Source organism: Pseudonocardia abyssalis, assembly GCF_019263705.2.
Lineage (GTDB): Bacteria > Actinomycetota > Actinomycetes > Mycobacteriales > Pseudonocardiaceae > Pseudonocardia > Pseudonocardia abyssalis.
This window is the reverse complement of the sequence record NZ_JADQDK010000001.1, coordinates 364,067-378,308: the sequence shown is the minus strand read 5'-3', so window position 1 is coordinate 378,308 and position 14,242 is coordinate 364,067. Positions and strand designations below refer to the sequence as shown.

The 14,242-nt window shown below is 74.3% G+C and carries 14 protein-coding genes; 6 read left to right on the top strand and 8 right to left on the bottom strand.

Going from position 1 to position 14,242, the window contains the following annotated elements:
• Nucleotides 1-71: 71 nt before the first annotated feature.
• From I4I81_RS01800 to I4I81_RS01790, 3 genes are read right to left on the bottom strand one after another with little or no spacing between them, the layout of a single operon-like run.
• A complete protein-coding gene (locus tag I4I81_RS01800) occupies nt 72-1,490 on the bottom strand; it encodes an aldehyde dehydrogenase (protein WP_218601596.1) in 1,419 nt (472 codons plus the stop codon).
• Nucleotides 1,490-2,524: a 4-hydroxy-2-oxovalerate aldolase gene (gene dmpG, locus I4I81_RS01795; RefSeq protein WP_218601597.1), complete on the bottom strand. Its 1,035-nt coding sequence runs from the start codon at nt 2,522-2,524 to the stop codon at nt 1,490-1,492. Before dmpG ends, I4I81_RS01800 begins: the two co-directional genes overlap by 1 nt.
• A complete protein-coding gene (locus tag I4I81_RS01790) occupies nt 2,521-3,426 on the bottom strand; it encodes an acetaldehyde dehydrogenase (acetylating) (RefSeq protein ID WP_218601598.1) in 906 nt (301 codons plus the stop codon). Before I4I81_RS01790 ends, dmpG begins: the two co-directional genes overlap by 4 nt.
• A 114-nt stretch (nt 3,427-3,540) precedes the next feature.
• Between I4I81_RS01790 and I4I81_RS01785 the strand changes: the two genes are divergently transcribed.
• Both I4I81_RS01785 and I4I81_RS01780 read left to right on the top strand, forming a co-directional pair.
• Nucleotides 3,541-4,077 (top strand): YbhB/YbcL family Raf kinase inhibitor-like protein, encoded by a 537-nt coding sequence (locus I4I81_RS01785; protein WP_218601599.1) that lies wholly within the window; start codon nt 3,541-3,543, stop codon nt 4,075-4,077.
• Nucleotides 4,078-4,118: 41 nt separating this feature from the next.
• Nucleotides 4,119-5,294 (top strand): hypothetical protein, encoded by a 1,176-nt coding sequence (locus I4I81_RS01780; protein ID WP_218601600.1) that lies wholly within the window; start codon nt 4,119-4,121, stop codon nt 5,292-5,294.
• A gap of 270 nt (nt 5,295-5,564) precedes the next feature.
• On the opposite strand, the gene I4I81_RS01775 is transcribed toward I4I81_RS01780, so the two are convergent.
• Together I4I81_RS01775 and I4I81_RS01770 are read right to left on the bottom strand one after the other, a co-directional pair.
• On the bottom strand, nt 5,565-6,503 hold the full coding sequence (locus I4I81_RS01775; RefSeq protein ID WP_218601617.1) for an NADP-dependent oxidoreductase: 939 nt from the start codon (nt 6,501-6,503) through the stop codon (nt 5,565-5,567).
• Between the two features lie 64 nt (nt 6,504-6,567).
• Nucleotides 6,568-6,975, bottom strand: a complete 408-nt coding sequence (locus tag I4I81_RS01770; protein ID WP_226363687.1) for a YkvA family protein — start codon at nt 6,973-6,975, stop codon at nt 6,568-6,570.
• A 43-nt stretch (nt 6,976-7,018) separates the two neighbouring features.
• On the opposite strand from I4I81_RS01770, the gene I4I81_RS01765 reads away from it, so the two are divergent.
• The 3 genes from I4I81_RS01765 (at nt 7,019) to I4I81_RS01755 (ending at nt 9,910) form a co-directional block, all read left to right on the top strand.
• Complete coding sequence (locus I4I81_RS01765; protein ID WP_218601601.1) at nt 7,019-7,486, top strand: hypothetical protein; 468 nt, start codon at nt 7,019-7,021, stop codon at nt 7,484-7,486.
• Nucleotides 7,487-7,492: 6 nt separating this feature from the next.
• Nucleotides 7,493-9,076, top strand: coding sequence for a thiamine pyrophosphate-binding protein (locus tag I4I81_RS01760; RefSeq protein WP_218601602.1), 1,584 nt, complete (start codon nt 7,493-7,495; stop codon nt 9,074-9,076).
• A gap of 117 nt (nt 9,077-9,193) precedes the next feature.
• On the top strand, nt 9,194-9,910 hold the full coding sequence (locus I4I81_RS01755; RefSeq protein ID WP_218601603.1) for a PadR family transcriptional regulator: 717 nt from the start codon (nt 9,194-9,196) through the stop codon (nt 9,908-9,910).
• Nucleotides 9,911-9,997: 87 nt separating this feature from the next.
• Here the strand turns inward: I4I81_RS01755 and I4I81_RS01750 are convergent, their stop codons facing one another.
• From I4I81_RS01750 to I4I81_RS01740, 3 genes are all read right to left on the bottom strand, one after another.
• Nucleotides 9,998-10,387, bottom strand: coding sequence for an SCO5389 family protein (locus I4I81_RS01750; RefSeq protein ID WP_218601604.1), 390 nt, complete (start codon nt 10,385-10,387; stop codon nt 9,998-10,000).
• Nucleotides 10,388-10,396: 9 nt separating this feature from the next.
• Nucleotides 10,397-11,350: an ATP-binding protein gene (locus tag I4I81_RS01745; protein ID WP_218601605.1), complete on the bottom strand. Its 954-nt coding sequence runs from the start codon at nt 11,348-11,350 to the stop codon at nt 10,397-10,399.
• Between the two features lie 474 nt (nt 11,351-11,824).
• Nucleotides 11,825-13,144, bottom strand: a complete 1,320-nt coding sequence (locus I4I81_RS01740) for an MFS transporter (RefSeq protein ID WP_218601606.1) — start codon at nt 13,142-13,144, stop codon at nt 11,825-11,827.
• A gap of 100 nt (nt 13,145-13,244) precedes the next feature.
• On the opposite strand from I4I81_RS01740, the gene I4I81_RS01735 reads away from it, so the two are divergent.
• Nucleotides 13,245-14,186 carry a proteasome assembly chaperone family protein gene (locus tag I4I81_RS01735; protein WP_218601607.1) on the top strand — a complete coding sequence of 314 codons (942 nt, stop codon included), beginning with the start codon at nt 13,245-13,247 and terminating at the stop codon, nt 14,184-14,186.
• Nucleotides 14,187-14,242: the final 56 nt, after the last annotated feature.

Below are 14,242 nucleotides of genomic sequence, written 5' to 3'. Positions count from 1 at the left end.
GGCACCGCGGCGACCCATTGACCCACATGGCTGCACAAGGCTAGCCCGAACGACGCATGGAGGGGCAGGGTCTACGGCCGGATCGCCATCACCACGGCCTTCGGCTCCGTGAAGAACTCCCGGCTGAAGTTGCCGCCCTCGCGGCCCCAGCCCGAGTCGGCGAACCCGCCGAACGGGGCCCGCAGGTCGCGGACGAAGAAGCAGTTGGTCCAGATCGTGCCCGCCCGCAGCTGCGCGGAGACGCGGTGCGCACGCGAGAGGTTCTCGGTGAACACCATCGCGTTGAGGCCGTAGGGCGAGTCGTTCGCGACGCGCACGGCCTCCGCCTCGGAGTCGAACGGCGTCACCGTGACGACGGGCCCGAACACCTCCTCGCACATGATCGGCGAGTCGGCCGGGGCGTCGACGACGACGGTCGGCTTCACCGTCCAGCCGTCCCCGAGCCCGCCGGTGAGGACCTTCCCGGCGCTGTTCTCGACGTAGCCGCGCACCTTCTCGTAGTGCGCCTGCGAGGCCAGCGGGCCGATCTGGGTCGCCGGGTCGCGGGGGTCACCGATCACGAGCCTCTCCGCCGCGGCGACGAACCGCGCGAGGAACTCGTCGAGGATCGGGCGCTCGACGTAGAGCCGCGAACCCGCGAGGCAGACCTGCCCCGCGTTGGTGAAGATCGCCTTGATCGACCAGTCGACCGCGTTGTCCAGGTCGGCGTCGGCGAAGACCAGGTTGGCGCCCTTGCCCCCCAGCTCCAGGCTGACCGGGGTCAGGTTCCTCGCCGCGGCCCCGGTGATGATCCGGCCCGTCCCGGACTCGCCGGTGAAGGTGATCCGGTCGACCCGGGGGTCCTCGGTGAGCGCGGAGCCCGCCGAGTTGGGGCCGTAGCCGTGCAGGACGTTGAGCACGCCCGGCGGGATACCGGCCGCACGTGCGAGCCGGGCCAGGATCGTCGCGGACGCCGGGGTGTCCTCCGCGGGCTTGAGGACCACGGTGTTGCCCCAGGCCAGCGCGGGCGCGACCTTCCAGGACTCCAGCATCAGCGGGAAGTTCCACGGTGCCACCGCGGCGACGACGCCGGCCGGCTCGTAGCGCGTGTAGGCGTGGTGGCCGCTGTCCATCGGCAGCGTCTCGGCCATGGCCAGGCGCGCGTGGTCGGCGAAGAAGCGGAAGTTCTGCGCCGTGCGCGGCACGTCCTTGCCGAGTGCGTCGGCGAGCGGCTTGCCCATGTCGCGGGAGTCGGCCAGCGCCAGCTCCTGCGCGTGCTCCTCGATCAGGTCGGCGAGGCGGTGGATCAGCGCGCCGCGTTCGGCGAAGCCCATCCGCGGCCACGGACCCTCGTCGAACGCGCGGCGCGCCGCGGAGACGGCGAGGTCCGCCTCCGCCGCCCCGCCGAGCGCGACCGTCGCCCACGGCTCCCGCGTCCACGGGTCGACCGAGTCGAACGTGGGGCCCGGCGTGATCTCCTCGCCGTCGATGACGTGCCCGAAGTGATCCATCAGCCCTGCTCCCCCTCGGCCGCCAACTGCAGCGCCACGTCGATGATCATGTCCTCCTGGCCGCCGACCAGCCCGATCTCCCCGCAGCGGCGCAGGATCGCGTGCGCGGGCACCTTGTAGCGCTCGGCCGCGGTCTCCGCGTGCAGCAGGAACGACGAGTACACCCCGGCCCAGCCCTGCACGATCGCGTTGCGGTCCATCTTCGGCCAGCGGTTCAGGTACGGGCGGACGACGTCCTCGGCGGCGTCGATCAGCGCCATCGGGTCGACGCCGGTGGAGACGCCGAGCCGGTCGAACACCGCGGCGAGCACCTCGGTGGGCGAGTTGCCCGAGCCCGCACCGAGCGCGCACAGCGAGCCGTCGATGTAGCGGACACCGACCTCCTGCGCGATCACCGAGTTCGCGATGCCGAAGCTCAGGTTCTGGTGGCCGTGGTAGCCGACCCACGCCTCGTCCCCGACCTCCGCGACCAGCGCCTCGAACCGCGCCCGCGCCTCGTGCATGAGCAGTGCGCCCGCCGAGTCGGTGCAGTACGGGGCCTGGCAACCCGCGTCGACCATGATCCGCGCCTGCTTCGCCAGGTCCTCCGGCGACGTGCGGTGCGCCATCATGAGGAACCCGGCGGTCTCCATGCCGAGCTCCCGCGCCGCCGCGAAGTGCTGCGGCGAGACGTCGGCCTCGGTGCAGTGGGTGGCCACGCGCACCATGTCGGCGCCGGCGTCGCGGGCGCGCTTGAGGTCGTCCACGGTGCCGATCCCGGGCACCAGCAGCACCGCGATCTTCGCCTGCTTCGCCTCGTCGCGGGCCGCCGCGATGAGCGTCATCTCATCGGTGTGGGAGAAGCCGTAGTTGAAGCTTGATCCGCCGATGCCGTCGCCGTGGCTGACCTCGATGACGCCGATGCCGGCCCCGTCCAGCGCGCGGACGGTGTCGCGCACCTGCGCCTCCGTGAACTGGTGCGCCATCGCGTGGCTGCCGTCGCGCAGGGTGGTGTCGACCATGCGGACGTCGTGGGCGAGATCGGGGCGGCTCATGCCGGCACCTCCAGCTTCCGCGCCGCCATCAGCTCGCCCACCCGGGCGGCCGCCGCGGTCATGATGTCGAGGTTCCCGGCGTACTCCGGGAGGTAGTCGCCGTTGCCCTTGACCTCGAGGAACACGGCCACCCGGCCGTTGCCACCCCAGGAGGGACGGGGGTCGTCGAACTGTGGTTCGGCCCGCAGCGAGTACCCGGGCACGTACTCCTGCACCTGCGCGACCATCTCGTGCACCGAGCGCGTGATGGCGCCGTGGTCGGCGTCGGGGCCGGTCATGCAGAACACCGTGTCGCGCATGATCATCGGCGGTTCGACGGGGTTGAGGATGATGATCGCCTTACCCCGCTCCGCACCACCGACCTCCGACACCGCGCCGGAGGTGGTGTGCGTGAACTCGTCGATGTTGGCGCGGGTGCCCGGTCCGGCCGACCGCGAGGACACCGACGCCACGATCTCCGCGTACGGCACGGGGGTGACGCGCGAGACCGCGTGCACCATCGGGATCGTGGCCTGGCCGCCACAGGTGATCATCGAGACGTTCGGGGCGTCGACGTGGTCGTGCAGGTTCACCGGCGGGCAGACCATCGGGCCCAGGTGCGCGGGCGTCAGGTCGACGGCCTGGATCCCGGCCGCGGCGTAGCGCGGGGCGTTCGCGATGTGGGCGGCGGCCGACGTGGCCTCGAACACGATCTGCGGCAGCGGGTCCTGGCGCAGCAGCCAGTCGACGCCGTCGGCGGACGCCGCGATGCCCTGTTCCCGGGCACGGCGCAGGCCGTCGGACTCGACGACACCCACCATGTATCGGACGTCGATGACGTCGCTGCGCTGGAGTTTGGCCAGCAGATCGGTGCCGATGTTGCCCGGCCCGACGATCGCGGCGGGGACTGGTCCGGAGCTCATGGTGTCGAGCCTGACGTGCGGGCAGCCGCCGGGGAACCACGACGTTCCGACCAGCGGAACGCCCCTGCCGCAACTAGGTTCGTACCCGTTCACCGACCCACGAAGGAGCAGAGCATGGCGACCCCCGCCGACCCGTACACCTTCCTCCCCGAGGTGCCGACGTTCACCGTCACGAGCACCGACGTCGAGGACGGCAAGACCCTCCCCGCCCCGCACGCGAGCGGCGCGTTCGGTGTGCCCGGCGGCGAGGACCGCTCCCCGCAGCTGAGCTGGTCCGGCGCCCCCGAGGGCACGAAGAGCTTCGCCGTCACCGTCTACGACCCCGACGCCCCCACCGCGTCCGGCTTCTGGCACTGGGCCGCGTTCAACCTGCCCGCGTCGGTCACCTCGCTGGACGCGGACGCCGGTGCGCAGGGCGGTGCGAACCTCCCGTCCGGTGCGGTGCAGCTGAAGAACGACGGCGGCTTCGCCGGGTACATCGGCGCGGCCCCGCCCGCCGGGCACGGCCCGCACCGCTACTTCGTCGTGGTGCACGCGGTCGACGTCGAGGAGCTCGAGGTTCCCGAGGACGCCACCCCCGCGTTCCTCGGCTTCAACCTCTTCTCCCACACCCTCGGCCGCGCGACGATCACCCCGGTCTTCGAGCAGTAGACGGGTAGGTTGGACTCGTCCAGCGCACGGAGGGAGCCGGGTTGTTCCGATGGTCCGACCGGGGCTCCCCGGACGCGGCACCCGACGACCGCGCCCTCGCCGCCCGCAACGCCGCCACGCAGGCCTTCCTCGCCCTCGACGACGAGCAGCGGGCCACGGCCACCGCGGTCGACGCCGCGGATGAGCTGGGCACGGCCCGACGCCTGGGTGACGCGTGGCGGCAGGTCGCGGTCCTCGGCGACCACGCCACCGAGGCCTACCTGAACGCCACCACCGACACCCCGGCCGGACCCGCGACCCGCACCGCCGACGAGCGGGCGACGACGGAGATCGAGCGGGCCCGCGAGGCGATCCGCCGGTTCCGCTCGTCGCACGCCCGGGTACTGGACGAGGCCGCGCACCTGGTCACCGGCCTGCCGCGGTCGATCCACGAGGCGCGGGTCGCGCTCGTCGACGCACGGGCCGCCGTGGCGGGCACCGCCGGGGTCCGGTCGCGGCGGGCCGAGGAACGGCTCGCCGAGGCCGAGCTGTCCGCCGCCCGGCTCGACTCCCCCGGCCTGCGCGAACGCCGCGACGCCGTCGCCCGCACGCTGGAACTGGCCCGCGAGGCCCACACCCTCGCCGCCGACGCCCCGCGCACCGCCGCCCAGGTGCGCACTGCGCTGTCCAGCGTCACCACGCGCCGGGCCGCCGCGCAGACCCGCACCGACCGCATCCCGCCCGCCCTGTCCTCGCTGCGCCGGGAGTTCTCCGAGAAGTGCTCCCGCGACCTCGACGACGCCGAACGCCGCGCGCAGGCCTCACTCGTCGCGGCCGACACCGCCGTCACCGCCGCCCGTGCGCAGGCCGACGCGGGCGACTGGGACGACGCCGCCGACCAGATCGCCGCCGCACGTGCCGAGCTGGCCCGCGCCGAGGAGCGCGCCGACGCCGTCACCGACCGGCTCGCGGAGCTGCGCGACGTCCGCGCCGACCCCGCCCGCCACGCCGCCGACGCCCGGTTCGTCGTCCGCGACGCCCAGCGGCTCGTCGTCGACCGGGGGGTCGTGGCCGAGTTCGGGCCCGTCCTCGACGCCCAGTCGGTGCGGCTGCAGAACGCCGTCGAGCGGCTCGACGGCGTCCATCCGGACTACTGGTTCCACCTCACCGAGCTGCGCGGGGTCCGCGAGCGCGTCCAGCAGGTCGTCGAGCGGGTCCGGGCGGCCGCGGGCCGCTGACCGCACCCCCGCGGGTCGGGGTCCCGCGGCCGATCATCACTTGGCCGTGGCCGTTCGTGATCGCCGGGGCCGCGGCCCCGCCGAGGGCTCCGACGTGCGGATCGCACCGATCCCGGCCGCCACCCTCAGCCCCTGATCGCTCCCGACGCACGCTGCGGCCGTCCGCAGGGCAGTGGGGCGAGCGCGATCACGCCGGGCCGAGGTCCGAGCCGGGCGGGAACGGCGCGGCCGAGCGGCCGACCGGTCGGCCGCGGCCCCCGAGGGACCGGGTCAGGGGGTGAGCACCAGCTTCCCGGTGGTGCGCCCCAGCTCGCCGGCGCGGTGGGCGTGCGAGGCGCGCTCCAGCGGGAACGTCTCGGCGACGATGACCCGCAGGTTGCGCTGGTCGACCATCCGGGCGAGCTCGTCGAGGCCGTCGCCGTCGGGCTCGACGATCATCCCGGTGGCGCGCAGGCCGCGCTCCCGGGCGGCCGCGAGCGCGTCGGCGGCGGCGGCGGAGGGCAGGCAGATCATCAGGCCGTCGGGGCGCAGGACATCGAGCGAGCGCAGGGCGACGTCGCCGCCGATCAGGTCGTACACGACGTCGACGGGGTCGACGACCCGCTCGAACGCCTCCCGCCGGTAGTCGACGGCCTCGTCGACACCCAGGTCGTGCAGCAGGTCGTGCTTGCCCGACGACGCGGTACCGATCACGTACGCCCCGCGCGACTTCGCGATCTGCACGGCGAGGTGGCCGACCCCGCCCGCCGCGGCGTGGATCAGGACCCGCTGGCCGGGCTGGACGGCGGCGATGTCGACGAGGCTCTGCCACGCGGTGAGCCCGGCCAGCGGCAGCGCGGCGGCCGCGACCTCGCTGAGCCCGGCGGGGCGGTGTGCGAAGTGCCGCGACGGGGCCGTGACGAACTCCGCGTAGGCGGCGGCCTGGCGCGGGAACCAGGGCATCCCGAACACGGTGTCGCCGACGGCGAAGCGCGTGACTCCCGGGCCGACGGCGTCGACGGTGCCCGCGACGTCCCAACCGACCGTGAACGGCAGCGGCCCGAACACCTTCGACATCCCCGCACCGGAACGGGTCTTCCAGTCCACCGGGTTCACCCCGGCGGCGGCCACCCGCACCCGGATCTCGGTCGGCACCGGCTCGGGCACGGGGGCCGACCCGAGCACGAGCACCTCGGGCCCACCGAACGTCCGCTGCGTGATCGCGCGCATCGTCTCCACGGGCGGTTCCTACCAGGGCGCACGCGACGACGCCGGGCCGGCCGGCGCAATCGGTTCAGCGGGGCGGTGGCTGGTCGATCACCGTCGGTCGGCTGCTATCGGTACCGGCCGTGCGCTCCCAGGACAGGAAGCGGTCGGTCTCGGAGAGGAAGGCGCCCGCGATCCACAGCGCGACCACGGCGTCGTCGCCCAGCCCGATCAGCCCCAGGAGCAGCTCGGGCACGAGATCGACCGGTGACACCAGGTACGCCAGCCCGAGGACGATCAGGACGAGCCGCCCGCGGGCCTCCGGGAAGCGACCGGACGCCGCGGCGGTGACGAGGCGGGGCAGGGCCGTCAGGCGGTCGCCGATTCCGGGGGCGCCTGGCCGGCCGCCACGGGTGAGGGCCTTCCACAGAGCGGTGAAGGCGGCGATGCGGCGCGGTCCGAGAGTGGGCACATCGGACACAACGACGACGGGCACCCACACGTTCCCCAGACCGGGCCCCCTCTATCCTGCGCCCATCATGAACCGCGCACGACTCCTGCCGGCCGCACTGCTGGTGCTGGCCCTCGCCGGGTGCGGCGGGTCGGTCGCCGACCGCGACCGCCCCGATCCCGCCCGCGAACGGGCCGCGCCCGCGTCGCCGTTCTGCGCCGCGGTCCTGACGACCAACACCGCGCTCGCCCCGCTCAGCTCCCCCACCGCGCAGGGGATCCCGGCCGAGCAGCTGACCAACACCGCCGAGGCCGTGCGCGCCGGCACCGCCCAGCTGCTCGACACCGCGCCGGAGGAGATCCGGGCCGACGTCGAGCGGTACGTGCGGGTCGTCGACCTCCAGCTCGACGCACTGGTCGCCAACGGAGGCGACAGCGCGGCCCTCGCGGGCGACGCGGAGTTCACCGCGCAGGTCGACACCCCGGAGAACACGACGGCGAGCCAGCGGGTCCGCGACTATGTCGCCCGCAACTGCGTGGCGGGCGCGGCGGGCTGACGGGCGGTGGACACGACGGTTGCGGGCCAGGTTCTCGACGTCGCGCGGCGCCACGGTGCCGACACCGTGTTCGGGCTGCCCGGCGTGCACAACCTGGCGTTCTGGAACGCCGGCACGGCCCCGGTGGTCGTACGGCACGAGCAGACCGCGGTGTACGCCGCGGACGGCTGGGCGCGTACCACCGGTCGGCTCGGCGCGGCGGTCGTGACGACCGGGCCCGGGGCCGCCAACGCGGTGGCGGCGTTCGGTGAGGCGGCCGCGGCACACTCCCCGGTACTGCTGGTGGCCTCGGAGATCCCGCAGGCCCTGCACCGCGACGGGCGGGTGCGCGGCGTGCTGCACGAGTCGCGCGACCAGGCCGCGCTGTTCACCCCGCTCGCGAAGGCGGTGTTCACCCCGCGCACACCCGCGGAGGTCGCGGCGGTGATCGGGGAGGGCGCGGCGACGGCGCTCGCCCACCCGCGCGGGCCGGTCTACCTCGACGTGCCCGCGGACGTGCTGGGGCAGCCCGCGGGCCCGCTGCCGCCGGTGCCGGACCCGCCCGTCGCCGCGGTGACCGGGCTCGACGACGCCGCGGCCGTGCTCGCCGGCACCCGCGTCGTGCTGTGGGCGGGTGGTGACGCGGCCGACCACGCCGACGCCGTGGCCGCGCTGGCCTCGCACCTGGGCGCACCGGTCGTCACGAGCTTCCGGGGTCGCGGCGTCCCGCCCACCGCCCACGCCACCGCGCTCGGCCTGCCGCCGCACGAGCCCGAGCCCGCCGCGCTGATCGCCTCCGCCGACGTCCTGCTCGTCGTCGGCGGGGACCTCGACGGCATGAACACCCGGAACTGGACGATGCCCCGGCCGCCGCGACTCGTCGTCGTCGACGCGGCCGCGCCCGTCGACCCGCCGGAGTGGGCGGCGGACGCGACCGTCACCGGGCCCCTGGACGCCGCACTCCCCGGCCTGACCTCCCGCGTTCCGGCGGCGACGGCGTGGGCCCCGACCGGGATGCGGGCCGCCGTGCTCGACCGGCTGCGCACCGATCCCGCCACCGCCGAGGCACTGGCGCTCCTCGACGCCGTCGACCACGCCCGCACCCCCGACACCGTGCTCGTCTGCGACATGGCCGTCGCGGGCTACTGGGTCGGCGGGTACGCCCCCGCACCCGCACCGCGGCGGCTCGCCTACCCCGTCGGTTGGGGCACGCTCGGGTTCGGGCTGCCCGCCGCGCTCGGCGCCGCGGCGGCCGGGCACCCGGTGATCGCGGTCTGCGGCGACGGCGGCCTGATGATGGCGCTCGGCGAGCTCGCCACGCTGGTGCAGGAGCGGCTGCCGGTCACGGTCCTGGTCGTCGACGACGGCGGCTACGGGATGCTGCGCTACGACCAGCAGCGCGCCGGGCACCCCGAGCGCGGCGTCGACCTCGTGACTCCCGACTTCCCCGCCCTCGCCGCCGCGTTCGGCCTGCCCGCCACCGCCGTCGCGTCGGTCGCGGAGCTGCGCGAACCGCTCGCCGCCGCGGTCGCGACGGGCGGCCCGCACCTGCTGCGCGTCCCGGCCGTCCTCACGCCGCCCCGCACGACCTCCCCACGCTGGGCGGAGTAGCTCCAGATCTGTGATGCAGAGCACAGTGTCGTCGGAACAGTTGCGATATATCGTGATGGCACACGAGCTACTCAGTGCTATCGGAGCAGGAGGCTCGCAACGTCCAGGAGACGCGACATGAACAGCCCACGATTCCGGGGACACCCCCGGCACCCGCGCTTCGGCGCACCCGAGACGGCCGGTCCCGGCCCGTTCGCCCGGCCTTCGTTCGCCCGGCCCCCGTTCGGCGGACCGGCCGACGACGACACCGACGGACCCCGACGGCACGGCGGCCCCCGCGGCCGACGGCACGGCGGCGGCCCCCGCTTCGGCGGCCCGGCCTTCGGCCCCGGCTTCGGCCCGGGCGGGCGCGGCGGCCCCTTCGCCGGCGGCCCGCGCGGCCGTCGCGGACGCCGCACCTCGCGCGGTGACATCCGCGCTGCCGTACTGGCTCTGCTCTCCGAGCAGCCGCGGCACGGCTACGAGATCATCCAGGAGATCGCCGAGCGCTCCGGTGGCACCTGGCGCCCGAGCCCCGGCTCGGTGTACCCCACCATCTCCCAGCTCGAGGACGAGGGCCTGGTGTCGGTCGAGAAGACCGACGGCCGCCGGGTCGTCTCACTCACCGGGAGCGGCACGACCTACGTCGCCGAGCACCGCGCCGAGCTCGACGCGGTCTGGGAGCAGGTCGGGGCCGAGGCCGACAGCGAGGCCGGCGAGCTGTGGGAGCAGCTCGGCCAGCTCCACGCAGCGGCGCAGCAGGTGATGGGCGCCGGCACGCCGGAGCAGATCACCGCCGCCACCGCGGCCCTGACCGAGGCCCGCAAGACGATCTACCGGCTGCTCGCCGAGTAGTCGGCCCCGGTCCCGAACTGCAGTAAAGCCACCTTGCCGCCACGTGATGGCGGGAAGGTGGCTTTACTGCGATCAGGGGCAGGTGTCTCAGCAGTCGCGCAGCTCCGGGCTCTGGTTGAGCACCTGACCCCGGGGACTGATGAACTCGCGGTAGATCGCCGAGTCCACGTCCGCCGGGGCGAACGCCGCCACCCGGTGACAGTTCTGGAACGCGAGCACCACGCCGAAGTGCCGCTCCAGCGCCCCGCGGATGGCGTTGCTGGCCAGCGCGCGCAGCAGCTGCCCGCGCTCCTGCTCGGACGGCGGCGGCACCTCGTGCTCGCCGAACGGGCGGCCCGGGGCCTGGTCCGCCACGGCGGCCGAGACCGTCGACCAGGCGTAGGGCAGCGAGTCGCGGACGACGGCGACGAACTGCGCGTCGTCCATCTCGCCGCGGGCGGCATCGTCGAGCACGGAGGTGGGGACGTCGAGCGACATGCGGTTCTCCTAGCGGGTGGCGGTGGACAGCACCCCGGGCACGAAGCCGGGGTCGATCTGGGCGGCGAGGTCGGCGCCGACGGCCTTGTCGCCCCAGGCGCGGGCGTTGCGCAGGTGGAACTCGACGGTGCCGCGGTGGTAGGCGGACCAGTCACGCTCACGGGCGTCGAGGGCGGACCGCACGGCGGCGAGCGCGGCGAGGTTGGCCGGCTCCAGCGCGGAGACCGGCTGGACGCTCCCCCGCTCCGCCGCCCGCACCCACGACGACTGCTCGAACCAGCCGATCAGCGCGTCGCCGACCTGCTCGCGCAGGTACGCGACGTCGGCGTCGTCGGCGACCTTGTTGCCCAGCACCGCGAGCGCGACGCCGTGCCCGGCCGCGTGCTCCGCGTACTGGCGGAAGACCCCGACCCCGCGCCGGGTCGGTTCGCTGACCAGCACCGTCAGGTCGAACCGGGTGAACAGTCCGGATGCGAAGGCGTCGGCCCCGGCGGTCATGTCGACGACCACGTACTCGCCGGGACCATCGATGAGGTGGTTGAGGTAGAGCTCCACCGCACCGGTCTTGGAGTGGTAGCAGGAGACGCCGATGTCCGCCTCGTCGAACTCGCCGGTGACGAGCTGCTGCACCCCGGCGACCTCGACGGAGTACCGAGCGAGCAGCTCGCCCGCGGGGTCGAGGTCGAGCATCCGCGACCCGGGGCCCGGCGGCGTCGTCTTGATCATCGTCGCGGCCGAGGCGATGCGCGGGTTCGTGCCACGCACGTGGTCCTTCAGCCAGGTCAGGTCCGAGCCCAGCGGCCGCGGCGGCTCCCCGTCGTGGCCGAGGGCCTGACCCAGGTGCTGGTTGATGTCGGCGTCGATCGCCAGCACCGGGTGCCCCTGCTCGGCGAGGTACCGGCTGAACACCGCCGCCGACGTCGTCTTCCCGCTGCCGCCCTTGCCGACGAACGCGATGCGCACCCGGCCTCCCCTCACTCGTCCGACCCTGCCAGAACGGTGATGATAAGCGTTGTCACTATCGGGTGAGGGCGGTGGGCGGGCGCGCCGCGGAGGGTGACGACCATGATCAGCGACTCGGAACGCCCAGCGGGTCGGGCCCCGCACCCCGTACCGAAACGTCGATCACCCCCGTACCCCACCGGGCCGACCGCGGTGGTGGCGAGCAGGTCACCGCGCTGCGCTCCATGATCGGCGTTCCGGCACGGGCAGCGGGCCAGAGCCCGCACCCGGTTCCGGAACGTCGATCATGGTCCGGAAGCAGGCGCTCACCGGCCGGACCCACCGCATCCGCCGCCCGGACGGCGCGTCACGCACGACGATCACCACCGGCCACCGGCCACCGGCCACCGGCGGCTGCGGGCCGGCGCAGCCGGGTCAGTGGCAGCCGGGTCAGTGGCAGCCGGGTCAGTGGCAGCCGGGTCAGTGGCAGCCGGGTCAGTGGCGGCGGCGCGCCAGCACCTCGCGCAGCGGAGGCACCACGACCCCGTCGGCGGCCAGCTTGCGCCGGGCCCGCCGCCGCGCGACGAGGATCCCGACCGTCGCGAACGCCCAGATGACGTACTGCACCGTCCACGCCGCCCGGAACGCCTCCGGCGAGTACCCGCCCGCGCTGAGCCCCAGCACCACCCCGACCGCCTGCGCGACCAGCAGCGACGCCAGGAACCCGCCGATGTTGACGATGCCGACCGCGGTGCCCTGGCGGTGTCCGGGGTTGAACGTGCGCGCGTAGTCGAAGCCGATCATCGACCCCGGGCCGCCGAGGGCCAGGACGACGACGAGCACGACCAGCAGCCAGTGCGGGGCGGGTGGCGGCACGAGGAGGACGACCGTCCACGTGGCCGCGGTCAGCCCGATGACGGTGAGCACCAGCCACGAGCGACGTAGCGGGTGGCGGGCGGTGAACTCGCCGAACAGCGGCCCCGCGACGATCCCGACGCCCACGAACAGCGTCAGCAGCGCGCTCGCCTGCCCGGAGCTGAACCCCTGCCCGGCGACGAGGTACGGCACGCCCCACAGCAGCGCGAACACCGTGCCGGAGAACTGGGTGCCCATGTGCGTCCAGAGCCCGAGCCGCGTGCCCGGTTCGCGCCAGGACTTCTTCAGCCCGTCGACGATCTCCCGCGGCGACGGCGCCGGGGGCGGCGGGGCGGCCCCCGGCGGGCGGTTGCGGACGACCAGCAGCACCGCGATCGCGACGAACACCCCGAGCCCCGCGGCGGACAGGAACGCCGTCGACCACCCGGGCCCGTACAGCAGCGCGGCGAGCGGCAGCGCGGAGAGGACCTGGCCGAGCTGACCCAGCAGGCCCGTCAACTGCGTCATCAGCGGGACCCGGCGCACCGGGAACCACGCGTTGACGACGGCGAGCACGGAGATGAACGTCAGCGCGTCGCCGGTACCGACGAGCACCCGCGCGAAGATCGCCAGCGGCAGACCCGTCGCGAGCGCGAGAGCGACCTGCCCGGCCGCCATCGTCAGCGCCCCGACGACGACGAGCCGCTTCGCCCCGAACCGGTCGAGCAGCACCCCGACGGGGATCTGCAGGCTCGCGTAGACCAGCAGCTGGAGCACCACGAACCCGGACAGCACGGCGGGCGCGGCACCGAACCGGTCGGCCGCCTCCAGCCCCGCGACGCCGAACGAGGTGCGGTGCATGACGCCGACGAGGTAGGCGGACAACGCGACCACCCACACCACCCAGATGCGGCGGGAGGGCGTCGGGGCGGGCGTCGATGCCGGGGAGATCGCTTCCATGTCGGTACCCATGGTGCGCGATCGGGTCCCGGAACGGGATGCTGTGCGGGCAGGTTCACGTTGAGCCGGTGGGACGCAGTCGGAAAGCAGGAGGTGCGCGGTGCTGGAACCGGCCGAGCTGTACGAGATCGTGGACGACGCCCCGGCACTCGAGGAGCCCGTGCTGATCGTGGCGCTGGACGGTTTCGTCGACGCCGGCAACGCCGGACGACTGGCCCTGGAGGCACTGGAGACCAGCGGGAGCTCGTCGAGGACGATCGTGAGGTTCGACGTCGACCAGCTCGTCGACTACCGGTCGCGGCGGCCCCCGCTGCGCTTCGAGTCCGACCGATGGGCGGCCTACCACGGCCCGGAGCTCGACATCGTCGCGCTCACCGACACCGCGGAGACGCAGTTCCTGCTGCTGTCGGGTCCCGAGCCGGACACCCAGTGGGAGCGCTTCTCCGCCGCGGTCGAGCAGCTGGTGCAGCGCCTCGGCGTGCGATTGGTGATCAACCTCACCGCGATCCCGATGGCCGTGCCGCACACCCGCCCGATCGGGGTCACCGTGCACGGCACCCGCCCGGAGCTGACCGAGGGGCACGAGGCCTGGTTCGCCACCGCCGAGGTGCCCGGCAGCGCCGTCGCGCTGATGGAGTTCCGGCTCGGCGAGGCGGGGCACGACGCGATGGGGTTCGCGGTGCACGTGCCGCACTACCTCGCGCGCTCGGAGTACCCGCAGGCCGCACGCGTGCTGCTCGACCACGTCGGGCTCGCCGCCGGGCTCTACCTCCCCACCGAGTCGCTGTCGGCCGCCGCCGAGCGCGCCGAGGCGGAGATCGCGGAGCAGGTCGCGGGCTCGGAGGAGGTCGCGCAGGTCGTCTCCGCGCTGGAGCGGCAGTACGACACCGTGTCCTCCGGGCGCGGCGAGCGCGGCGGGATGGGCCTGTCCGGTGAGCTGCCCAGCGCCGACGAGCTGGCGGCCGAGGTCGAGAAGTTCCTCGCCGACCAGGACGACGAGAAGGGCGGCAAGGGCGACCCGGGGCCGATCACCCCGGGCTGACCCGCGCCTGCGAGCTGCGACTCACTCCAGGTACGGGCGCGGTGGCGGCGAGTAGG

Bases quoted from the DNA above. Each gene is read 5' to 3' on its own strand.
- I4I81_RS01800 (WP_218601596.1), bottom strand. From the start codon at position 1,490: ATGGATCACTTCGGGCACGTCATCGACGGCGAGGAGATCACGCCGGGC.
- dmpG (WP_218601597.1), bottom strand. From the start codon at position 2,524: ATGAGCCGCCCCGATCTCGCCCACGACGTCCGCATGGTCGACACCACC.
- I4I81_RS01790 (WP_218601598.1), bottom strand. From the start codon at position 3,426: ATGAGCTCCGGACCAGTCCCCGCCGCGATCGTCGGGCCGGGCAACATC.
- I4I81_RS01785 (WP_218601599.1), top strand. From the start codon at position 3,541: ATGGCGACCCCCGCCGACCCGTACACCTTCCTCCCCGAGGTGCCGACG.
- I4I81_RS01775 (WP_218601617.1), bottom strand. From the start codon at position 6,503: ATGCGCGCGATCACGCAGCGGACGTTCGGTGGGCCCGAGGTGCTCGTG.
- I4I81_RS01765 (WP_218601601.1), top strand. From the start codon at position 7,019: ATGAACCGCGCACGACTCCTGCCGGCCGCACTGCTGGTGCTGGCCCTC.
- I4I81_RS01755 (WP_218601603.1), top strand. From the start codon at position 9,194: ATGAACAGCCCACGATTCCGGGGACACCCCCGGCACCCGCGCTTCGGC.
- I4I81_RS01750 (WP_218601604.1), bottom strand. From the start codon at position 10,387: ATGTCGCTCGACGTCCCCACCTCCGTGCTCGACGATGCCGCCCGCGGC.
- I4I81_RS01740 (WP_218601606.1), bottom strand. From the start codon at position 13,144: ATGGAAGCGATCTCCCCGGCATCGACGCCCGCCCCGACGCCCTCCCGC.